General features: G+C 36.9%; 18 protein-coding genes. 4 read left to right on the top strand and 14 right to left on the bottom strand.

Features of this window, described 5'->3' with window-relative positions; translation table 11 throughout:
* The first annotated feature begins 46 nt into the window (after positions 1-46).
* Both ACKPCA_RS16160 and ACKPCA_RS16165 read left to right on the top strand, forming a co-directional pair.
* Positions 47-1,213, top strand: a complete 1,167-nt coding sequence (locus tag ACKPCA_RS16160; RefSeq protein ID WP_306742490.1) for a hypothetical protein — start codon at positions 47-49, stop codon at positions 1,211-1,213.
* 85 nt (positions 1,214-1,298) lie between these two features.
* Positions 1,299-1,736: a septal ring lytic transglycosylase RlpA family protein gene (locus ACKPCA_RS16165; protein ID WP_321280024.1), complete on the top strand. Its 438-nt coding sequence runs from the start codon at positions 1,299-1,301 to the stop codon at positions 1,734-1,736.
* A 118-nt stretch (positions 1,737-1,854) separates the two neighbouring features.
* Here ACKPCA_RS16165 and ACKPCA_RS16170 read toward each other — a convergent pair whose 3' ends face one another.
* From ACKPCA_RS16170 to ACKPCA_RS16180, 3 genes are read right to left on the bottom strand one after another with little or no spacing between them, the layout of a single operon-like run.
* The gene (locus ACKPCA_RS16170) at positions 1,855-2,616 is read right to left on the bottom strand and encodes a succinate dehydrogenase/fumarate reductase iron-sulfur subunit (protein WP_306742488.1); all 762 of its coding nucleotides are present in this window, start codon (positions 2,614-2,616) and stop codon (positions 1,855-1,857) included.
* Between the two features lie 3 nt (positions 2,617-2,619).
* The gene (locus ACKPCA_RS16175; RefSeq protein WP_321280025.1) at positions 2,620-4,560 is read right to left on the bottom strand and encodes a fumarate reductase/succinate dehydrogenase flavoprotein subunit; all 1,941 of its coding nucleotides are present in this window, start codon (positions 4,558-4,560) and stop codon (positions 2,620-2,622) included.
* A gap of 20 nt (positions 4,561-4,580) precedes the next feature.
* Complete coding sequence (locus tag ACKPCA_RS16180) at positions 4,581-5,237, bottom strand: succinate dehydrogenase cytochrome b subunit (protein WP_306742485.1); 657 nt, start codon at positions 5,235-5,237, stop codon at positions 4,581-4,583.
* A gap of 388 nt (positions 5,238-5,625) precedes the next feature.
* On the opposite strand from ACKPCA_RS16180, the gene ACKPCA_RS16185 reads away from it, so the two are divergent.
* Positions 5,626-6,417: an alpha/beta fold hydrolase gene (locus ACKPCA_RS16185; RefSeq protein ID WP_306742484.1), complete on the top strand. Its 792-nt coding sequence runs from the start codon at positions 5,626-5,628 to the stop codon at positions 6,415-6,417.
* 67 nt (positions 6,418-6,484) lie between these two features.
* Here ACKPCA_RS16185 and ACKPCA_RS16190 read toward each other — a convergent pair whose 3' ends face one another.
* From ACKPCA_RS16190 to ACKPCA_RS16225, 8 genes are all read right to left on the bottom strand, one after another.
* The gene (locus ACKPCA_RS16190) at positions 6,485-7,048 is read right to left on the bottom strand and encodes an outer membrane beta-barrel protein (RefSeq protein ID WP_306742483.1); all 564 of its coding nucleotides are present in this window, start codon (positions 7,046-7,048) and stop codon (positions 6,485-6,487) included.
* Between the two features lie 503 nt (positions 7,049-7,551).
* Entirely contained in the window at positions 7,552-9,285 is a 1,734-nt protein-coding gene (locus ACKPCA_RS16195) for a bifunctional metallophosphatase/5'-nucleotidase (RefSeq protein WP_321280026.1), read from the bottom strand.
* An 87-nt stretch (positions 9,286-9,372) separates the two neighbouring features.
* Entirely contained in the window at positions 9,373-9,567 is a 195-nt protein-coding gene (locus ACKPCA_RS16200) for a DUF1289 domain-containing protein (RefSeq protein WP_054715455.1), read from the bottom strand.
* Between the two features lie 261 nt (positions 9,568-9,828).
* Positions 9,829-10,050: a hypothetical protein gene (locus tag ACKPCA_RS16205; RefSeq protein WP_321280027.1), complete on the bottom strand. Its 222-nt coding sequence runs from the start codon at positions 10,048-10,050 to the stop codon at positions 9,829-9,831.
* A 56-nt stretch (positions 10,051-10,106) separates the two neighbouring features.
* Positions 10,107-12,560 (bottom strand): helix-turn-helix domain-containing protein, encoded by a 2,454-nt coding sequence (locus tag ACKPCA_RS16210; protein ID WP_321280028.1) that lies wholly within the window; start codon positions 12,558-12,560, stop codon positions 10,107-10,109.
* A 499-nt stretch (positions 12,561-13,059) separates the two neighbouring features.
* Positions 13,060-13,704, bottom strand: coding sequence for a response regulator transcription factor (locus ACKPCA_RS16215; RefSeq protein ID WP_054715478.1), 645 nt, complete (start codon positions 13,702-13,704; stop codon positions 13,060-13,062).
* 7 nt (positions 13,705-13,711) lie between these two features.
* Positions 13,712-16,378 (bottom strand): sensor histidine kinase, encoded by a 2,667-nt coding sequence (locus ACKPCA_RS16220; RefSeq protein WP_321280029.1) that lies wholly within the window; start codon positions 16,376-16,378, stop codon positions 13,712-13,714.
* 277 nt (positions 16,379-16,655) lie between these two features.
* Complete coding sequence (locus ACKPCA_RS16225) at positions 16,656-18,290, bottom strand: dipeptidyl-peptidase 3 family protein (RefSeq protein WP_321280030.1); 1,635 nt, start codon at positions 18,288-18,290, stop codon at positions 16,656-16,658.
* 188 nt (positions 18,291-18,478) lie between these two features.
* Between ACKPCA_RS16225 and ACKPCA_RS16230 the strand changes: the two genes are divergently transcribed.
* Positions 18,479-19,672 (top strand): C1 family peptidase, encoded by a 1,194-nt coding sequence (locus tag ACKPCA_RS16230; RefSeq protein WP_321280031.1) that lies wholly within the window; start codon positions 18,479-18,481, stop codon positions 19,670-19,672.
* Between the two features lie 207 nt (positions 19,673-19,879).
* Here ACKPCA_RS16230 and ACKPCA_RS16235 read toward each other — a convergent pair whose 3' ends face one another.
* The 3 genes from ACKPCA_RS16235 to ACKPCA_RS16245 form a co-directional block, all read right to left on the bottom strand.
* Entirely contained in the window at positions 19,880-20,806 is a 927-nt protein-coding gene (locus ACKPCA_RS16235) for a DMT family transporter (protein ID WP_321280032.1), read from the bottom strand.
* A gap of 117 nt (positions 20,807-20,923) precedes the next feature.
* Positions 20,924-21,502 (bottom strand): pentapeptide repeat-containing protein, encoded by a 579-nt coding sequence (locus ACKPCA_RS16240; protein ID WP_321280033.1) that lies wholly within the window; start codon positions 21,500-21,502, stop codon positions 20,924-20,926.
* 402 nt (positions 21,503-21,904) lie between these two features.
* Positions 21,905-23,515 (bottom strand): SulP family inorganic anion transporter, encoded by a 1,611-nt coding sequence (locus ACKPCA_RS16245; protein WP_321280034.1) that lies wholly within the window; start codon positions 23,513-23,515, stop codon positions 21,905-21,907.
* Positions 23,516-23,888 lie beyond the last annotated feature (373 nt).

The following is a 23,888-nucleotide window of genomic DNA, read 5'->3' on the forward strand; positions in this document are numbered from 1 at the left end:
TACTGGAAAATCACATTCGAAAGATTATCAACTAAAATTTAAGGATATGAAAAGAAACATTGTTGCTGTAGGAATGTTGTTGGCTTTTTCAGCCGCACTTTGGAGTTGTTCAAGTTCTGATGATAAAACACCAGAACAGAATCAATCATTAGAACAGAATCTTACTTCAGAGACTCAATCATTAGCAGTTGCTGTTGATGAAATTACTGCCTCAGAAGGATATGGACTGATCACCATGAGTGATAATACAAAAGAAGGAACAGAAGAAGAATCGGACGAAAGATTTTCATATGGTCACACCATTACTCTTGAAGATATTAAAGGTGTTTATGATTATATTCTTCCTGTACCAGATGAAGGAACTAGTACTAAAATGGGTAATGGTTATTGGAATTCAGCATTTGAAAGAGTGGGAGATAGTGATTTTTTCGTAATCAATTTACCTCAGGAAAAGGCTACAAGACCTTGGAAACTGTATGTAGGGGAAGATGGTGATTCAGAATTAGATAATGATTTTAATATTACCGCTTCACAATACAACTCTTCAACAGTAATGAATAGCGAAGGGTTTGAGTTTGACTACTTATTAGATGCTGATATTACAATTGAAGAAGAAGCTGCAGGAGCAATTTTTGTTGATTGGAACATGAACATGTCAACAAATATGAGCTGGGATTACGAATCAGAGTTTAGCTTCCCTAATGGATATTCAGTGGGTCATGAGTTTCAGTTTGGCGATACAACCGAATTCGCTTACAATTTGAAGAAAGATGGTGAAGTATTATTCATGGAAGAAGTGGAATATATTCGTTCTACAGAAGAAGCTGAAGCAGAATACGAATATGCTTTGACAATAGGCAATATCAAGATTGTGAAGAATTCTTCAAGCGAAGAGTATATGGTATATCGTGATGGTGAATTGGAAGAGGATGCTGTAATTACAGTTCTTCCAAAAGCAAACACTGAAGAGGGTGAGGAAGATGAATCAGATGATGCATTCTGTCGTCATGGATTTGATATCCAAATTACTTTTACAAATGAAGACGGTACGCAAGAGGAAGTGATCCTATCAGAATTGATTGGAGAAGAAACCTTAGAACAACTTAATGAGATCTTTAGCTCGATGCACGATATGTACTTTGTTAAGAATTTGGTTGACAGAGTAGCAAGAGAAGCATACCAAATGAATATGCAACAAGATACTGGAGAATAAATTCGGCTAAAAATATAGATTAAGATCCGGTCAATAGGCCGGATTTTTTTATGCATCTTTATTTCATCATCACATTAAAAGACAGATGAAGATAATTTGTATCGCTTTATTTTTGAGTTTCTTTTTCTCCTCGGTAAAATCTCAGGAGAAAGTAGATTATTCTGAAGAAGGTAAAGCTAGCTTTTACTCTGACTATTTTGAAGGAAGAAAAACGAGTTCTGGCGAGATATTTCACCAATGGAAGTACACAGCAGCTCACAGGAGCCTTCCTTTTGGAACTTGGGTGACAGTGGTCAATTTGGAAAATAAACGCTCTGTAATCGTCTTAATTAATGATAGAGGTCCCTTTGCAAAAGGACGTATTATAGATTTATCCAAAGAAGCAGCAAAACAAGTCGGAAATTTAAATGAGGGAATTTTTCGCGTTCGGATTTCAATCTATACAAAGGATGAGGATTACATTAAGGTCAAACAAGTTTTGAAACCTGTTTCCAACCAATCTCTATCTTCAAGTTTGCATTAGGAAAAAATACGATTTCATCCAGACTTATTCTCGGTCTGAGAAAATCATATGCATTAGTGCAATAAAAAAAAGAGCGCTACCTAAGGGCAGCGCTCACCATATTTGGATTTCAGTCTAATTAGTCTTTAATCTTAGCTGATAAGAATTCGCGATTCAAACGAGCGATGTTTGCGATAGAAATTCCCTTAGGACATTCCACCTCACAAGCACCAGTGTTGGTACAGTTACCAAAACCTAGCTCATCCATTTTCGCTACCATGTTCTTCGCACGACGAGAAGCTTCAACACGTCCTTGTGGCAATTTAGCCAAGTGAGAAACTTTAGCAGAAACGAACAACATAGCTGAAGAGTTCTTACAAGTTGCAACACAAGCACCACAACCGATACAAGCAGCAGCATCCATTGCTTCTTCTGCATCATCTTGTGAGATTGGAATTGCATTACCATCAGGTACACCACCAGTATTTACTGAAATGTAACCACCAGCTTGTAATACTTTTTCAAAAGCAGTACGGTCAACAATCAAGTCTTTGATTACAGGGAAAGCACCGGCTCTCCATGGCTCAATAGTGATTGTTTCGCCTTCGTTGAATTTACGCATGTGCAACTGACATGTTGTAATGTCATCGTCTGGTCCATGAGCACGTCCGTTGATAAACAAGCTACACATACCGCAGATACCCTCACGACAATCGTGATCAAATGCGATAGGCTCTTGTCCATCGTTAATCAATTGCTCATTCAAAATATCCAACATTTCAAGGAAAGAAGTACCTCCAGAAATGTCATTGATTTTGTAAGTTTCAAACTTACCTGCAGTTTTAGCGTTTTTTTGACGCCAAACCTTTATAGTTAATTCTTTAATTACTTTATCTGCCATGGTTTACTTGTATGAACGTTGTGTCAATTCTACAGTTTCAAACACTAAATCTTCCTTATGCAATACTGGCTCTTGGTTTTCACCTTTGTACTCCCAGCATGACACATAAGTAAAGTTGTCATCGTCACGTTTAGCTTCGCCTTCTTCAGTTACTGATTCTTCACGATAGTGACCACCACAAGATTCGTTACGATTCAAAGCATCACGAGCCATCAAATCACCCAATTCAAGGAAATCTGCTACACGACCTGCTTTCTCAAGTTCGATATTCATTGCATCGAAATCACCTGGGATGCGAACATCCTTATAGAAGTCTTCTTTGATCTTAGCAATCTCAGTAATTGCATATTTCAAACCTTCTTCGTTACGAGCCATACCCACGTAATCCCACATGATGTTTCCTAAACGCTTGTGGAATGAGTCAACAGATTTGCTACCTTTTACGTTGTATAGTCTCTGTAGACGTTCGTTAACAGCTTTCTCTTTCTTGTCGAATTCTGGGTGATTCAAGTCGATACGTGGAGTCTGAATTTCGTCAGCTAAGTAATCACCAATTGTGTATGGCAATACGAAGTAACCATCAGCCAAACCTTGCATCAAAGCAGAAGCACCAAGACGGTTACCACCATGATCAGAGAAGTTAGCCTCACCAATTGCATACAAACCTGGAACAGTAGTCATCAAGTTATAATCAACCCAAGTTCCACCCATTGAATAGTGGATTGCAGGATAAATCTGCATTGGCTCTTTGTAAGGGTCTACGTCAGTAATCTTTTCGTACATCTGGAATAAGTTTCCATAACGAGCTTCGATTACATCCTGTCCTAATCTTTCGATTGAATATTTAAAATCAAGGTAAACAGCTTTTCCTTCAGCGTTAACACCGAATCCAGCATCGCAACGCTCTTTAGCAGCACGAGAAGCAACGTCACGTGGTACTAAGTTACCGTATGATGGGTATCTTCTTTCCAAATAGAAATCACGATCTTCATCAGCGATATCATTTGGTCCCATTTCACCTTTCTGCAATTTAATTGCGTCTTCCTTCTTCTTAGGAACCCATACACGTCCATCGTTACGAAGAGATTCAGACATCAAAGTCAACTTAGATTGCTGCTCACCGTGAACAGGAATACAAGTTGGGTGAATCTGCACGAAACATGGGTTTCCGAAGAATGCTCCGTTTTTGTATGCTTGCCAAGCAGCACCACCGTTACATCCCATTGCGTTGGTTGATAGGAAGAATACGTTACCGTAACCACCAGTTGCAATTACAACTGCATGTGCACCGTGACGTTCAATTTCACCAGTAACCAAGTTACGAGTGATGATACCACGAGCTTTTCCGTCAACAATCACAAGATCTAACATTTCGTTACGCTCGTGCATTTCGATCTTACCTTGTCCGATCATGCGGTTCATAGAAGCGTAACAACCTAATAATAGCTGCTGTCCGGTTTGACCGCGAGCATAGAAAGTACGGCTTACCAATACACCACCGAATGAACGGTTAGATAGAGTTCCACCATACTCACGTGCAAAAGGTACACCTTGAGCAACACATTGGTCGATGATGTCACCACTTACCTCAGCCAAACGGTATACGTTTGCCTCACGTGCACGGTAGTCACCACCTTTAATTGTATCATAGAACAAACGATAAATAGAGTCATTATCGTTTTGATAGTTTTTAGCAGCGTTAATACCACCCTGAGCAGCAATAGAGTGAGCTCTACGGCCTGAATCCTGGTAGCAAAATGCTTTTACGTTGTATCCCATTTCTGCCAAAGAAGCGGCAGCAGATCCACCGGCCAAACCGGTTCCTACAACGATAATATCTAATTTTCTCTTATTCGCAGGACTAACTACTTTAATAGCAGCTTTGTGTTTCGACCACTTTTCAGCTAATGGTCCGGCTGGAATTTTCGAATTTAATACTGTCATAACCGTTTAAATATTAACAATTAAGCAAAAAAGTGTAAATACAAAGGAATAATAATGAATCCGCCAGAAATAATAATTGCGTAGATGTAACCCGCTTTTTCCAAACGAGCTCTCCAAATAATATTACTCATTCCGATAGACTGGAATGCTGACCAGAAACCGTGAGCTAAGTGTAATCCCAATAAGATTGCACCAACTACATAAAGACCAGTGTATACCAGGCCTGTTGATCCATTAGTAAATAGGTTCTTTACCAATTGATAATCGTCATGTACATTTCCTTGAATCTGAATTGGCACGAAGAAATGCATCAAGTGCATTGCAATGAAAACCAATACAAGACCACCTAAAACAAACATGTTTCTTGAAGACCAAGTACTGCTGTTACTCAAGTTCTGCGAAGCATACTTTTGAGGACGAGCTTTCTGGTTTTGCAAAGTCAAGATGATTGCATAGATGATGTGCACGATAAAACCACCAAATAAAACTGGCTGTAAACCAAAGCGGATTACCGGCATTGCCATAAAGTGTGCTCCTGCATTAAATAACTCTCCTGTGTTATCAAACATCAAGAAGGAGTTCAAGATCAAGTGCACCAATAAAAATAGTACAAGGAAAAGACCTGATAAACTCATTATCAACTTCTTTCCAATAGATGAACTTAAAAAACTGCTCATAAGTTTAAAGATTTAATTAGACTGTTTATTATAAGCTTTTACTATAATTCATTGCAAATGTAGACGCTCCCTATGGCTGAAACAATATTTAGGAACATATACAATTTATTTAGATTGATTCTAGGATAATCCTATAATTCAGATTTTTAGAAAATTAGAATCATAAAACTAGGTATAATTCTAACTATAAACCAATTAAGGAATATTTTCTGTAATGTATTTTTTCAAAACGATGCAATTTATTAAATATTTGTATGTTATAGAACAAGCTTTTTTGATATTCTACTAATTTAGAATGTCATTAAAACTTGTAAAAAATTGTTTTATCCGATAAGAATACAATTTGCTCTTTTGCTGTGTGTTACTTGTTAAAATATCAAATTTGCATATGGATCAGTATTTAGAACTGGAAAATTGTCGATTACGATACAGAGATAATGGGAGGGGAAATACGGTAGTTCTTCTTCATGGATATCTTGAATCCGTAGAAACATTCGAAACTTTTGCCAATGATCTTTCCCGATTGGCCAGAGTAATTACGGTTGATTTACCAGGGCATGGATATTCTGAATTAAAAAGCGATTCTTGCAGTATTGATCAGATGGCAGAAGCTGTTGACCAATTGGCTGAGCATTTGAATTTGAAGCGAATTAATATCATAGGACACTCCATGGGGGGATATGTAGCATTGGCTTACGCCGATTTATTTAAGGAAAAACTGGAAAGTTTTTGCTTGTTTCATTCAACACCGAATCCTGATACCGAAGAGAAAAAAGCCAATAGAAAGAAGGAAATTGAACTGGTGAAAAGTGGAAAAAAGGAACTGATTTGTAAAACCAGCATTCCTAACACCTTTTCGAATAACAACCTGAAAAAGTTTGAACACGAAATAGAAAGAATCACCAAAATTGCTTGTAATACTTCTGATAAAGGAATTATAGCTGCCTTGGAAGCCATGATGAATCGTCCTGATCGAAATCATGTGGTAAAAGCTCTGGATATGCCCAAAGTGAGTATCATTGGAAAAATGGACAATTTTATTCCACTACAGGTAGCTGGGCAAATTGCCAAAGAGAATAATTTAACTCCTTTTGTATTGCAAACATCAGGACACATGGGCTTTATTGAGCAAAGACAAGAATGCTTGCGTGAGATTTTCCGCATTATTTATGAGTGTTGATTCACTTTTTGTAGTATAAAAAAGGATGTCATAATATGACATCCTTTATCGTTTCTATAAGTTGTTACTATTTTTTTCCACCACCAAAATGGAATCCCATTTTAATAGAGAAATAGTTATACTCGTCATATCCATCTTCCTGACCCATGATTAGGTTATATTGAAGAGCAAGGTCAAAATGTCCGTATGAAAACCCTACTTTCGGAGCAAAACCAAATTTTGTTCCAAGATCAATTTCACCTTCAACAGTAGCAAATTCATTTGAACCATTGAACTCAACATTACCTAAGCTATAAATACCAGCATCTGCACCTACAAATGGACGGAAAGAATTGGTGTTGAAGTAATAATCAAATGTAGCAGCGTAAGATACTACTGCTGAAACATCAAAAGCATCGTCATTAGCAGCACCCATAACAGCACCTTCTAATTTTGCACCTAACAATACGTTATCAGTAATATGATACTTTGGATTTAAATAATAACCAACTCCAGCATCTAATGCATCACCACCTGGCATAGCATAAAGTAAACCTGCATCAACTCTGAAGGATTTAAACGAATCTGATTGTGCTGTAGCAACACCTGCAAATGTAAGGCAGGCTAAAATTAGAGTAAAAAATTTTTTCATTTTCAAATATGTTAATTGTTTAAAAGATCAAATGTAATAAAATTTATAACATTAACAAGTTAAATAAAAAATTATCTATAAGTTATAAGAATGTTAAGGATTTTGGGATTGTTATAATGGTATAATTGGCTATTGTACTATTGTTTAGTGTATATTGATGGTATTTAATGTTTTATAACAAAAAACTTTATTAATAATTATTTAGTGAGTTTGTGTAAAGTTATTATTTTAAATTTTCATGCTATGTATTGCATGCTTTATTAATTGGCATTTAATATCTTATTTTAAAAATAATACTTTCATATTGAAAGATATTTCGAATGTTGAACTCCAAGGCCTAGAAGTAAATTACATATCTAGCATTTTCAAGTTGCTTGACATGCAAACACAAAATAAAAAAGTCTCACAAAAGATTTAATTCTTCCTTTGTGAGACTTTGTGATATCCTTATTGTACTTCTCTTTGCCCTCCGAAGTTTTAACGAAGTAGGGTGTGGTTAAAATCTATCTTTTCCCATAAAGCAATTCATATTCCCTTTTACTTGCTGTAGCATGCCATTTTTCAGGAACTACTTTCCAGTTGTTGTCACATTCAATGTCAACCGTTCCTTTTTCTTCTATCCACTTCATTAGGTAGTAGCGAAGATCTTTGGTGGTTGAGTTAATCAATCGACTGGTTAATTCATCCTTGGTTAAGCCAGAACCTTCGGTTAGATGGTTACCACCACCATTTCCTCGATAAGAGTTTAGAGCAACTCTATAGGTTTTATTTTCATCAAACTTTTCACCCGAACTCATTGCGGAAATGTTGATTCTATCGCCGTAAGGCTTCGAAACATCAACAGTATAATCAATTCCTTCGGCCGAATCGTAATTGAAAAACATGGTGGTTAATCGGCTGCCTTTTTCAGTTGTTGAAATGTATAGCATTGGATCATTTGCCGATTTCATTTGCTGAAACCAGTTGTTGTAGCTGAACTCCAGAAAATCCTTAATTTCTTTCCCGCTAAGGTTCATGGTGTACAACAAATTCTCAAATCGATATAGCTTAAACAGATCACGAACCTGCAGCTCACCCGAATCGATAGTGGCGTTGTAGGATAGGGGAGCAGCAAAAGAAATATCTGCATCAGCCAAATCCATTTGAATGTTCTGAATCAAATCAATAAAAGGAGAATCGCCAAACATGGCATCCTTTGTGGATATGCTTTTTTTGAAGCTTCCTACTTTTCGCGATACATAAGCCTCTACTTCTTTAAACAAAGGTGTAAAATGCTCTACGTATGCTTTCGATTTTTGAACATCGGAAATTTGTACCAAATTTGGTTTTAAAGTTTTGTCGTAGGACTTCTTCTCGTTGTTCCATTTTAAATCAACCACAACTTCAGCCAAAAATTGAGCTCTACTTTTAGGATTGATCACCAAAACTTTTTCTTTATCTGTATTTTCGAACCACGCAATTTGTTCATGATGATCGTGCCCACAGATCACCATATCGATACCTGGCACTTGCTTGGCAACCAGTATAGAAGCATTTTCATGGCTCATTTCATTTTCATGTTCTTCGCCAGCACCAGAGTGGAATAATCCAATCACAAAATCAGGCTGTTCTTTTTCCTGAATGGTTTTTATCCACTTTTGAGCTGATTCAACCATAGGTTCGAAATGCATTCCCGACCAAATTTTCTCTGGCAACCATTTCGGAATTGCAGGAGTAATCAAACCCAAAACTGCAATTTTTACACCTTGTTTCTCGATTATGGTATAGGGTTGGAAATATGGTTTGCCATCGGAGTTCTTTACCGCATTAGCAGCCATCCATGGGAAATTCAACTCATTTACCACTTTATCGTATACCGCATGTCCTGGCTCAATGTCATGATTCCCAACCGTAGCTGCATCGTATCCCATGTAATTCATTACATCAGCACAAATGTGTTTGGTTTCCGTTTTTTCGAAGTTCGAATAGTAAACCAAAGGATCGCCCTGTAGGATGTCGCCATTGTCCAGCAAGATTACTTCCGAATCGGCTTTTTTTCTCTGCTTGCTAACATATTCGTATACCTGAGCCAGCGAGCTGGAAGTTTCCTGTTCGTTTACCAAATCGTATGGAAACAATGCTCCGTGAACATCACTGGTTCCGTATATTTTTAATTGTAACTGTTCTGCTTTTTGAGGTCCACATGCCGAAAATATCAGCATGATAATCATAGCATAAAAGATTGATTTTAGTTTCATCCGTTTTGGCTTATTTTCTGATAATGTGATTTGAAAAGGACCGTAAAGTTATAAAAAAGAACAAAATGTTTTATGTATGATAAGGATCTATCTAAAGAATACGCCTGAAGATGTATCTGGAGCATTGGTTCTTTTTCTGGCTTTTTCCAGTACCTCTTTCTTTTCATCATCGTTGTAAAGCGACCAGTTTCCAATTTCTTCTGTAGTTCGCTGACATCCAAAACATACGCCGTTACTGTCTTGGCGACAGATTTTAATACATGGTGATTTTACTTCTTCCATAGTTTAGTTTGTTTATTTAAATTCATTACAAATAAAGATTAAAAAGTCTTTTTTTCAAAATTTGAACTTGAATTTATCCCAAAGAAAAATCCCGAACTCGCAAGTTCGGGATTTTCTCTAACCACTATTTACTAACCTAAATCTAATTCTATGAAAAAACTTCTCTGTTTTGTACATTACAAATGTAGGTTGTAAATGTGCTAAATGCATTGAATAAAAGTTAATGAAGCTTAAAAGTGAGAAAACTTGCAATTAGAATTATTACTGTCTTTTGGATTTGATATAATTCAGTCCAAGTAATAAAACCAATGCTAAAATTGTGTATTCAATAAGTTTAGTATAAATATTATCTATTTCTCCTGTTGCAGACTTACTTGGATTTATCCTCCCGCCAGCGTCGCCCCATATAAAAGCATCAGCAAATAACAGCATTACAATAAATATCATTACTACCAATAGGGTTGATTTTGTTTTGTAATTCATTTTAAAAAAATCATCATTTAATTGTTTAAAATATCATACCCTTACTGAACCAGTATCTACTCCTTCGAATTCCTCAAAAAAGATTGTACATATCTCAGTTCTGAATAGCTGTAATCATTTCCCAATGCTTCTTTTACGGGGTTTAAACTATCGGTACCATGCTTTTTGAACTGCTCTTTAATTTTTTTGATTTTTTTTCTTTCCACAAACTCTTTTAAATCGAGCATGCCCAGGCCAACGTAATGTGCCAGGTGCGATTCGATGGTGGTTTGCGACAAGTTGCGCAGAGCTGCAATTTCACGAACATTTTTGCCTTCGGAATACATGTCGTAGCTCACCTCTTTGGTGTTGGTTTTTTTTGGTTTTACCTCAGGCTCTGGTGTAAAATTAAGCATGCCCAAACCTTTTTCTTGCCTGTATTCCATTACCAGCTTTATTACCTCGCCACCATATCGTTCAATTTTCTTTTTCCCAAATCCTTTTACCGCTTTTAGCTGGTCGGCCGAGCATGGCAATAGGTTGGCAATATCAACCAAGCTGCGTTGCGAGGCGATCATATAAGCAGGAGCATTTATATTCTCTGATAGCTCTTTACGCCAGCTTTTTAATTTTCGAAGCAAGGTAGGATGTTCCACATTTTCATCCACCACATCGCGTTTTCGTTTGGCTCTAAAACGAACTTTTTCCAAATGTGCCTTGGCCCTGATATCCAAATAAGAATCAAGCTTAAACCCATTGAGGCATGCCTTTACACAGCTAAGTTTCACGTGCGAAAGCTCGTGCAATTGCTTCAGGTATTCTTCAATCAGCTTTTCAATGGCCTGATTATCGGTTTCAAACGAATGATCGTTTAAGATGGAAATTAAATGCTGATCGAGCTTATCTGTAAAATACTTGCAGCCATTTTTTATTCTTTCCTGTGCTTCCTTGTTGTCATCCAATTTTTCATCTCCAAAGCAATACCTTTTTAAACTTGGAATAAACTTATCGGCAACAGTTAAAATTTCGGTTTGGAAGGCATCGAAACCAGCTTTGATTTTTTCAGGCAGATTGCCCTGGAATGCTTTCAGGTTATCTTGTAGTTGCTTGTTGATGTTTCGATACACTCTGTAAAGATCGGAGTAGGTAAACAGCTCTTCCAACAGCTGAAACTGGAAACTTCTTCTGGCAATTTCCAATTGTTCTTCCCTTGGCGGATTTTTCTCGATGTATTGGGTGAACTGAGAAACAGAACGATCGCAAATGATACCGCTTTCGCTTAATTTGGATTTTAATACCAAACCTTCGAGAGTTTTGCATCGGCTCAAAGCCACATAAACCTGACCATGAGCAAAGGCTGCATTGGCATCGATAATGGCCTTGTCGAAAGTCAAGCCCTGGCTTTTGTGAATGGTGATGGCCCAAGCCAATTTCAGTGGATATTGGGTAAACTGACCAACCACATCTTCCTGAATCTCTTTCGATTCCTGGTTGATGCTGTATTTAATACTTTGCCATTCTTCAGGATGTACTTCAATTTCGGAATGATCGTCCTCACATTTTACCAGTATGGCATCTTCTTCGAATCCGGTAACGGTACCAATTTTACCATTGAAATATAGTTTTTCGGGCGAGCTATCGTTCTTCACGAACATTACCTGAGCACCTTTCTTTAATTTCAAATCTTCATCGGTAGGATAGGAGTATTCGGGAAACTGTCCATCAATTCTGGCACCGAAAGATTCGGTTCTGCTTTTAAGCTTTTCCAGTTGTTCTTCGTTTATTTTTTGAGCTCGCGCATTGTGCGTAGTCAATGTAATGTAGCCATCCTTATTTTCTGGATTAAAATCAGGCAAATATCTTTTTTCCAATTCTTTGAATGAGGCCTGGGAAAGGTGGTTGTTCCTGATTTCGTTTAGGATTTGAATGAAATCCTGATCCTTTTGACGATAAACATGTTTTAACTCGATGCTAATGTGTTGCGAGGAACGAAAAGCACGACTGCTAAAGAAAAATGCAGTATCGTAATGCTGGCTGAGCAAACTCCACTCCTCATTTTTCACGACAGGAGGCAGCTGTTGCAAATCTCCAATCATGAGTACCTGCACGCCACCAAAAGGTAGATTTCGATTCTTGAATTTTCTCAGAACTTCATCAATTCCATCCAGCAAATCGGCACGAACCATACTTATCTCATCAATAATGAGAAGATCCAACGATTTAATCAGGTTGATTTTTTCTTTACGGTATTTGCGCACCGAAGCTTCATTTGCATTGGGTTTCTCATTCAGGATTTGACCGGGAAGAATGGGGCCAAATGGCAACTGAAAAAAGGAATGTATGGTAACACCTCCCGCATTAATGGCTGCCACACCCGTTGGTGCAACCACGACCATTCGCTTAGGCAATTCAGCCTTAAGTTGTTTCAGAAATGTGGTTTTACCAGTACCGGCTTTTCCTGTCAGAAAAATTGTGGTATTCGTATTTCTAACGAATTTATGCGCAAGTTCGAGTTGTGAATTGGATTCCATTTCGTGCAATTTTGTAAGAATTTAAAATTACAAAATGCTTATCAGACTAAACAAAATATCAATATGAATTTAATCAAAATTCAATAATTTTATTTGTATATGTTCCAAACAAATTTAAAATAGGTTTCACATCGTTGAGATCAAACATTTTTCCTACAAGAATATCAATATCATAAAAAACTTTTATGAAATAGATGAATTTTTGTCACCCAAATTCAATCATTATGCATCTCAATAATATAACCTAATATTAATTTAAAAACGAGAATGTTTAGAATTAGTGATAATCAAAAAAAGCAATTGGCCATGTCTTTTTGCGTGAGTGTAATTTTGTTTTACGCGCAGACATCTAGTTATCTGGAAGCAACATTTATAAGTTTATTTGTTTGTGTTGCGGTCTATATCTCAATGGTTTTAAAAAATAAGGGAAAAGAAAGCAAATAAGTGCCAAAATATACTGACCAAAAAGCCGAGTTGAAATAGAATAATTAATATATAATTATTCTATTTCAATAATTTTATTCTTAACAGCATACATTACTAAGGATGTAGAGTTTTTGCAACCTGTTTTACTAAGTAAGTTGGCACGATGACGATCAACAGTTCTGTGACTGATGAAAAGGTGTTCGGCAATTTCTGCATTGCTAAAACCATCACAAATTAGCTTTAAAACTTCGAGTTCTCTGGTTGAGAGTTTAACCGTATCGGTTCTGAGTTTTTGCAATCTTTTTTGGTCCAATATATCCACAAGTAACTCTTGAGAGAAGTATGATTTTCCTGCGATAACAGCTTCGATGGCGGCGATTAGTTCATCGGCATCTGAGTTTTTAAGCAGGAAGCCTTTTACTCCTGCGTCCAGCATTTGGTCGTAGTATTCTTCTTCACCATGCATCGAAAGAACAATCACTTTAAGATCAGGATATTTCTCCATCGCAATTCGAGTGGCTTCAATGCCATTCATTTCTGGCATATTAATATCCATTAAGGCAATATCGATTGTTTCATTTTCAGCCATTTTAAGAAACTCCTTTCCGTTCGAGGCTTCTCCAATAACAGTAATGTTTGGAATATTACTTAATAAGAAGCGCAATCCGCTTCTAAACATCTTGTGATCGTCAACAATTATTACCTTATTTTCTTCCATTTTGCAATTATAATTTTATTTCAATAACAGCCATCATTCCGCCGCGTTCCGGATTACTTTTTATTTTGTGTGTTCCATTTAAAGATCGGATACGACTTAGCACATTATACAATCCCATTCCGCTTGAAGTGCCAGCATTTATCTTTTTAGAATCAAAACCTATTCCATCATCAATATAAATTAAGGATAAAAGTTTGTCTTCAAGTGAAAGGTTGATTTCGATATTTGTGGCCTTGGCATGCTTGATGGTGTTATTGATAAGCTCTGTTACTACCCTAAAAATAACAACTTCTACCTGGTGATTCAACCGTTCCTTCATATTTTCGGCATAAAAACTGATGTTTATGGCTTGGGAAACATTAATCTTATTGGTGAATGATTGAATTGCTTTTTCTAAACCAAAATCATTTAAAATATGAGGACTCAAGTTGTTCGATATTTCTTTAATACTTACCAATGCTTCGTTTACGGCGTCTAAAGAGGCACTTATGATATTATCCTTGTCATCTTTGGTTTTTACTTTTCCCAGTGATGAGAGGTATAGATTTATACTTGAAAGCAATGGACCAATGGAATCATGCAAATCGGTTGCAAATCGCTTTCTTTCGCTTTCTTCAGTGTTGATAACAGCATTTAATATTTTACGTTCAGTTTCTTGTCTGATACTGATATCGGTACCAACAGAAAGAATTAGTTTGCTATCCTGAAGTTCAATTAAACTCAGGTGAATTTCAACAGGAAAAGTGCTACCATCTTTACGACGTTGCACCGATTCAAATGAAACTGAAGGATTTGAAGTGCTTAGTTTCTTGCGATAAGAATGAAGTTTGGAACTGCTGTGAACTGTATCAATTTCACTATAATTTAATTCCAGCAATTCGCTTTGCTTGTATCCCAACCATTTGCAAGCAGCAGAATTGGCATCCAAAATCTGACCATCGATATTGTAAATCAGAATTTCATCAGAAGCTTGTTCAATTAGTGAGCGCCAGCGTTGTTCCGATACTCTAAGTTTTTTTTCTTCCTCACGAATTTGTTCTTCGGCAACCTTACGTTGGTTGATATCAATCAGCGTTCCCACCATGTTTAAGGGTTTTCCATCTTCGGAATAGTCCAGAATTTTCCCTTTTGCCTTGAACCACATCCATGTTTTATCCTTGGAACAAATTCTAAATTCGATTACAAACATTTCGCTTTTACCCGATCTGTTCTGCTTGTCTTTTTGTTTAATAATAATCAGATCCTCAGGATGAATAACCTTACATAGCAATTTCCGGGTATCTTTTTTGGTTACTGAATGGTACCCAAGTTTGTCCCAAATGGTTTTACTAATGAAAATCTCATTAGTCTTAAAATTGTGCTCCCATACACCATCCGAATTCGAATCGAGCATGTGAAGCAACCTGTTTCTACTACTTTTTAATTCCTCATTGGCATGTTCAAGGTTTTCGGTTCGTTCCTTGACCAATTCCAAGAGGTTATGGCGGTGATGTTCGAGTTCTTTGTTTTGTTTTATAATTTGCTCAGTTTGCAATTCCAGTTTTTCATTGGCAAAAATGATTTCTTTGGTACGTTCGGCAACTCTTCTATCCAGTTCTTCATTAATTTTTTTTAATCTTCTTTCGTTTCTTTCTCGCTTAATGGTAGTGTATCTAAGAATGAAAATAATTACCACCATAAAAATGATCATTACAACCAATGAGGTTTGATATTGCTTTATGATTGAAGGCGGTTGATGGCTGATAAAGCTACCTTTGGGCAGTTGTCGGGGTAGGATTTTAAATCGCTTCATCTGTTCGAAATCAAACTTGAATTGATTGTAGCCATCCTTTATAATTGGAATATCCGAAGCTTTTTCACCATTTAATATCCTTAAGGCTGATTTTGCAGCCAGTTCTCCTTGTTTAAACCCACTGGTTATCATCCCACCAACAATACCTTCGTTAAAATAAAATTCCCAACTGCTGTATATTGGTAGGTTTGTGACTTTGCGTATGATTTCGATACTCTCCTGATAGGAAATATAGTTTCCATCTTTGTCACGACTAAAATTGATAAGGTATATGATACTTTGTGGATCAAGGTTTTTTACCTGGTGTACAAGTTCGTCAATTGATAAATTTTCAAGAAAAACCAATTCGGCATCGGTGTCAATTTCTGGCCAGACATCTCTTACAGTATTTCTATTTAAAATTGCTGATTTGGTTTGATTATCGTTAATCACCACCAATTGTTTGGTTTTTGGATGTAGTTGAAGTGCAATTTCGATGGTTTTTTTCGAATCAATTTCTTCGGTAACACCTGTAACCTGTTCAAAACCACTAATCAAATTAGACGAAAACTGATCGACTCCGCAAAATACAATTGGGATTTTATCGAAGTAACTCCGATAATAGGTTCTTACAAAATCGAGGGCATTGTTATCGCAAACTATAATAACGTCGAACAGATTTTTTTGATGTTTTAAATCGTAAAGTTTTGCAAACTCAACCAAATATTCAGCTTCGGAATGCCTTTTGGTATCCATGTATTCAAAGATGATTTCAATGTCATCATTTTGATCAAGAACGGATAAAATTCCTTCACTGATATTATCGGTCCAATTTAATCCCTGATGGTAGGAGTGAAGTACAAGAGCCTGTTTTTTTCGAGCAGCAGTTTTAAAACTGCACAAAAAAATTACTATGCAAATAAGCAGAATTCCTAATGATATTTTTTTTAGCAGCTCCATGTCCTTCTGATAATGTGGTATCCATTTATTTGAATGTTTGGAAAGATACTAAGCTTAATGATGTTATACAATGTTATAAAATACCCATTTTTTGATCCAGTTCGGGTATTATTAGTCCTAAAATAATAAAAGGCTGACCCTTATTAAAGAATCAGCCTTTTTTATATGATAGAATAGTAAGAATTAATTATTCATTACCAATTACTCATTATTAAATGAATTATAGTCCAAGAACCTTAACGCCTTGTTTAAATACTACATCTTTAGGAATTCCCGCAGAGTTTACACGATCAAGATCTTTTTGTAAATCTTCACGGATATAACCTCTTTCAGCAATCATTTGTTTTGCCATTTCGTAGTTACCATCACCCTGAACAATTAGAATTTGTTTTCCTAATTCGTTCATAGCAGCTTTCATTTTTTCGAAATCTACTTTGTAAGTTCCAGTTTCAGGATTTCTGGTGAAAGCACCTTGCTCTTCGAAGAAATAGAAACGCATCATGTTTGCTTTACCATGAGCACTTGCAGCACCAAAGCGAACAGAACGGAAGATACCAGCCATGAAAGTAACATAGTTATCCATTAGCTTGCTCTTGTCCATTTCGCCCCACTCAGCCATTTGAGTGATCATGTATAAGCCTAAAATATCAGCTTTACCTTCTTCGATAGAAGTGTAAGTATCTTTAAGAGCCTTACGAACGCTTACCTTATCTTTTAAAGTGTACTTGATGCCTAATCCATGAGCAACTTCGTGGAACATTACATTTTCGAAGAATGCATCGAAAGTAACATTTTTGCGTTGGCTTTCGTCAATCAACAAATCTGAAATAGGAACCAAAATCTTATCGAATTTAGCTTGCATTGCATTTTTCAACTGAAGCTTTCTACTTCCTTTTGCAGCGTGTACACGAGGATCGTTTGGTAGGTTAATCGCGATGTTTTTGCTACCTGCATTACAATCCCCAGCGTAGTAAATTACATCGTAAGCATTCATGTCTGCATTGGCATTTGCTTTTTCTGCTTTGTACTCAGGAGGTACAGGAAGACCTTCTTGTAAACGAGGCAATAATGAAGCAAATTTCGATAGTTTTTCACTCCAAACTTTGTCTTTCACCAAAATCTGACCAGAGTGAGAAGCTTTGTATCCGTAAAGAGCATCTTCGTAAGTTTCGATAGGACCAACTACGAAATCAAGAGTGTTGGTTTTCATATCCATCCAAGCCAAATCAGAAGCCAGGTAATCATCAGTTAAAAGAGCTTCAGCACGAAGTTCCAGGTATTTCTTTAAACCAGCATCTTCAGCCAATTCAGCAGCTTTCTTTAATAATTCAGCAGCTCTTTTAATTTCTTCAGGATATACTTCGTGGTATGGAGCAACTCTTAATTTGCCATCTTCATCACGAACGATTTTGGTGTACCAGTCAGTTTTCATTTCATCCTCGATAGCATCAAATTCTTCTTTGGTCATATCTTTTGGATAGAAATTAGCACCCTTTGGCTTTGCTCCAAATCCTTCAAGGAAAGCATTGTTGTCATCTAATCTGTCCCAAGCACCATAGTTAATTTTTGAGTAAGCAACAGCAGCAGGGTTGGTTAACATCGAAAGGAATTCTTCTTTATCACCGATAGCATCTTTCCAGAACAATTCTTCCATGATGTCAGCAACTTCGATTAAGATAGGAAGCATTTGCTTTTCCTTTTCTGTCAGAATACTTAAGTCAGTAGTAAGCTCAAATTCAGCATACTGATCAACTAGCTCTTGAGGAACTATGGTATCATTCTTTTTTTGTTGGTTACAAGCTGCAAAACCAATAATTAGGCCTAACAACAAAGTAACAGATGCGAGTTTTTTCATTTTTGCAATGATATTAGTTAGAAAATGTTGTTTATGATATTTGAAATCAGGGCAAAAGTTGTTTGATTATTTTTACCTTGCATGATCTTTCAAAACACTCAAAAGTACAAGCAAAGAATTGCATTATCAAGATTTATGCATGGAAAGCTACCAGTTTTGATTTTTTATAAACAACAAACAAAATAACCATGAATTTAAGATTCGTTTTATCGGCTTTACTGGCAGTAGCCTTAATATTGCCTGTAAGCGCAAAAAAGAAGAAGGAAGAAAAAAAATCCTACCAATTTACCATTGAAAAACAGCTGGATGCAACTTCGGTTAAAGATCAGCACAGATCGGGAACTTGTTGGTCATTTGCAACCATTTCATTCATCGAATCGGAATTGCTGAGAATGGACAAAGGGGAGTTTGACTTATCAGAAATGTTCATTGTGAACAGAAACTATCACCTTAGGGCAAAAGATTACGTTCGTTTCCATGGAAAGAAAAGCTTTTCTGCAGGAGCCGAAGGTTGGGATGCCATGAATGTGGTGAAAAAGTTTGGAATGATTCCGCAGGAAGCTTATTCAGGAAATACATTTGATGAAACTTTGCCTGTTCATGGAGAAATGGATGCAGTTTTAAAGGCCTATGTAGATGCAGTGGTGAAAAACAAAAACAAAAAGCTTACTCCTGTTTGGATGAAGGGATTTGATGGAATTTTAGATGCTTACCTGGGAGAGATTCCGGAAACCTTCAGCTATAAAGGAAAGGAATACAATCCAAAATCGTTTGGTGAAGAATTGGGAATTAACCCTGATGATTACATCACCATTACATCCTACAATCATCATCCTTTTTATGAATCATTCATTTTCGAAGGTCCTGATAACTGGTCGTTAGGAGAGGTGTACAACTTGCCAATGGATGAAATGATGCAATGTGTGGATACAGCCATTGAAAATGGATACAGCATTGCCTGGGGTAGTGATGTAAGCGAAGATGGTTTTGCTTTCAGAAAGGGAGTAGCTGTTGTTCCAGATACGGAAGTGAAAAACATGGCTGATTCAGAAATTTCAAAATGGCAAAATATGAATCGCGATCAGAAAGCTGCTTATGGAACCGAATATCCAGTAAAAGAAAAGGCAATTACTCAGGAAATGCGCCAAATGGCTTTCGATAACTATCAGTCAACTGAAGATCATTTGATGCACATGACAGGGATTGCAAAAGATCAAAACGGTACCAAGTATTATTTGATTAAGAATTCTTGGGGAACAGATTTGAATAATCACAAAGGATATTTTTATGCGTCGAAAGCATTCGTACAGTACAAAACTGTAGGATTAATGATGCACAAGGATGCAATTCCTGCTGCCATCAGAACAAAACTGGGATTGTAAGAATTAGGAATTACCAATTACGATATGAATGCGCTTCGAAAGGAGCGCATTTTTTATTATCTCTTGCTGGTGCAAGTTCGCGCTATCGGGGAACTTCGTTTCGTGAGACAGCTAGGGGTTTTCTCAAAGGACGGAATAATCCCCGCCCGGAGGTTAGGAGCTGCAAAAAATCCCTCTGTGACATTTCTGTTCCTGTTGATGGCCGGGTCAGGCGCGTTTCAGCACTTTGTGCCTTAGCTTCTGAATCAGGTGATGCTGTCTCTTTTTTTTGGTTTGTACTACAATAAGAACCGAGGTGAGTATCAGCAAAATTGCCAAAGAACTCTTCACATCCATTTTTTCGTTGAAAACAAATATCCCCACGAATACACCGGTTAGCGGTTCCAGGGTGGACAGGAGAGAAGCGGTTCCCGGGCCCGTGTATTTCATGCCTTTGTAGAAGAGCACAACAGCGAAGAATGTGGACCAAACCGCCAGATTTAGGGTGTAAAACAACGAAGTGGGCGTAAAGTGGGTGTTCAGCTGGTTGGTCAACAGGGATTTCGCAAAAAAGAGGAGGGCGGTAATTCCGAATATCCAGAAGGCAATCGTTAGAGGGGGAAGTTTTTTTAACTCCTCACTCGCCATGCCCAGAATGTAGATGGCATACAGAAAACCGGATACAATTGCCCAAACAAATCCGGTTAGGTTTATGTTGCTCTCTGTACCCACCGACAGCAGAGCAATTCCTGTTACAGACAGGAGTAGGGCAGTGGTTTTCCGGACAGTAAATCTTTCTTTGTAGATAATGGCTGCAAACGATATGGTGACAATGGGGTAAACGAAATGCAAGGTGCTGGCCAGACCTGAGGATATGTACCGGTAGGAGAGGAACAATGTGTAGGTGGTGAGCATGGTTCCTACAAATGCCAGAAACAGGATCAGTAGAAATTGTTTCTGGTTGATTGTAAGCGTGATTTTCCGGATGAGGCAAAATAGGCCGATTAGTATAAAGGCGAAGCTGTATCGATACAATAGTAGATTGTCCACACTAAAGCCTTCGGCATAGGTTTTCAATGCAAAAAAGGGCATGAGGCCAAAAAATATTGCGGAGAGCAATATCATGAGCGTTCCCTTGGTTTGTGGGTTTACCATCGTTTTATTGCTTATATTACGGTCGGCAAAGCTATGAAAATATGTTGAGTAAAATTATCTTCTGGCCTGGCAAAATCTCATTTAGGAACAAAAAGAAAAGCTCTTGCTGGTGCGAGCTTAATCAATATCCAATTGGTATTTGTACAGTAAGCCTTCAAGGTTAAATGCTGAAAATTTCGCTTTTTTTAATTTATTAGATTCAGGGTCAATGGAAAAGTTATTTGCCGTTCTAAAATTTACTTTTTCGAGATTGCTATTTAAAAATCTTGCCCCTGTTAAGTCACAATCGGAAAATATAGAAGATGATAAGTTCACTTCTGAAAAGTCAGTTTCTTTTAACGAGCATTTATCGAATTTTGTTTTCATCAATCTTGTTCCAAAAAATGTGGAATAATCTAAGAAACAATTGTGAAATGAAAAGGAGAACATAAATTTGTTGCATTCCGAAAAATCAACTCCAAGAATTTTACACCCATTGAACTTTGCATTTCGAAAACCTGCTCCTCGAATTTTAGCCATCGAAAAATCGCAATTTTCAAAGGTGCAATCTTCGAAACTATTCCCAATAAGGTCGCTTTTTGAAAAGCTACATGCCACAAATTTACATTTAAAAAACTCCCTGTCTCTTAAAGTTTTTTCGGTATAGTCTATATGTTCAAATAATCTTCTTTCGTGCACTTTTATTCTTATTGTCATTAAATCTTATTCTTTGCTAATTGCTTTGTAATTCAGACTCTTGGTGGAAACCTTCATATCAATTCCTACTATTTTTCCATTTTTAAAGAATTATAAACGTAATAAATTTATTTCGACACTTCAAATGTTTTGTAGACTTTCGTTACATAAGGTATAAGGACTGTTTTTTCCAAGTAGTTAGGTTTGTGCTCTAAACCCCATATCAAAGTAGATCTTCTTCAAAAGATAACGCGACAAAACACTATCTTGACTTTCACTGAATAATAATTTGGAATGGGAAAATGTCGTATAAAGGGCAGGGGGAGTAAACAAAAAAACACCTCCTCCCAGCGTGGGAAGGAGGTGAAAAAAAGTCTGAGGAAAAAGCTTCCTCAAACAGGTGTTTTCTAATATTTTAAAGCCTTACTCAATTTTCACTTTATCAGTTACTACATAATAACGAGGATCATCGATATCTCGAATAATAACAGTTCTAAAATGATCATCTGCAGTTTGAAGCAGTTTGATACAGTCCTCACTTAGGTGCTTCAATTTAATGGTTTTTCCTACACTTTCGTATTTCTGAACCAGATTTCTAATGGCCTCAATTCCCGAGTGGTCAGAGACTCTTGATTCAATAAAATCAATTTCTACGGATTCCGGATCGTTTGCCACATCAAACTTGCTCATAAAGGTAGTAATTGATCCGAAAAACAGGGGTCCCCAAATCTCATAAACTTTGGTTCCATCTTCTTTCATCGATTTACGGGCACGAATTCTTCTTGCATTCTCCCAAGAGAAAACCAGTGCACTAACAATAACACCCACAAGAACAGCAATAGCCAAATCGAAAATAACGGTTAAACCGGATACCAAAATCAAAACAAAAGCGTCTGATTTAGGAATTTTATTTAGAATGCGGAAACTCGACCAAGCAAATGTTCCGATAACCACCATAAACATTACACCAACCAATGCTGCAATTGGTACCATTTCAATATATGAAGCAGCAAATAGGATAAATGCCAATAAAGTAAGTGCAGCAATAATTCCAGATAACCTTCCACGGCCGCCAGATTTCACGTTGATTAATGACTGTCCGATCATTGCACAACCTCCCATTCCACCGAAAAATCCGGTAACGATATTGGCAGCACCCTGTGCCATACACTCACGGTTACCATTACCACGGCTATTTGTAATCTCATCCAATAGGTTCAGAGTCATTAGCGATTCGATCAAACCAATTGCTGCCAAAATAGAGGCATAAGGCAATACAAATTTAATGGTCTTCCATGTGAAAGGAACCACGGTGAATAGTTGTGACTGGAATGTTGGCAAACTACCTTTCAACCCAGAACCACCACCATCTCTAATGAATGATCCAACGGTGCTAACATCTAATCCACCAAAAATTACAATGGCTGATACCACTACAATACCTGTTAAGGCTGCTGGAATTTTAGAAGTTAGTTTTGGCAAGAAGAACATGATTGCCATGGTTAAAATAACCAATCCAATCATGGTATATAGTTCTACACCGTGTAACCATGCAGTTTCTCCTGCTATTTTTTCAGTAAACATTCCCAATTGAGAAAGGAAAATTACAATTGCCAAACCGTTTACAAATCCCATCATTACAGGATGAGGAATCAAACGAACAAACTTACCAAATTTGAACACACCAGCTAAAAACTGAATGATACCTGTAAGAACAATTGTTGCGAATAAGTAATTCAGTCCCATATTTTCTATAGGAGTAGCCATAGCCATTCCCATTTCGTTTCCTTCCTTCACAAGGTTTACCAACACAACGGCCATTGCCCCGGTTGCTCCGGAAATCATCCCCGGACGACCACCAAATACTGAGGTAATTAATCCAATCATAAAAGCTGCATATAAACCTACCAATGGATCAACACCAGCTACAAATGCAAATGCAACAGCTTCTGGAACCAAGGCTAGGGCAACGGTTAAACCGGATAAAATATCATCTTTAGAATTCTTAGCTTTCTTTTTGAAAAAATCTACCATGTTTTAAAACCTAAAATTTTGATTAAGGGCGCAAAAATAGGTTTTTGGTTTGAACTGGCATGCACTTTATATCAAGAAATTGTAAATATTTTGAGCGAAAACGATGGAATGACAATTTATAATTAACAATGAGTAATTAATAATGAATTTTTGGTAATGAGATAAGTACAAAATGTGTTTTACTTGATGTGGAATTTTGAACTTAAATTGATCAACTCATAAATCCAAGTAATATATTCGAATGAATAAATGTCAGTGTTTTAGCAGAAAATATTTTTTTCTGCTATGACTAATTTCCTTAAATTGATATCAGCAAAACAATCCTGTTATTCACACTCTTGCCCGAAAGGGATTATATGATTTGGTTTGATAA

Origin of the sequence: Marinifilum fragile (assembly GCF_963677365.1) — a bacterium.
GTDB classification, from domain to species: domain Bacteria; phylum Bacteroidota; class Bacteroidia; order Bacteroidales; family Marinifilaceae; genus Marinifilum; species Marinifilum fragile.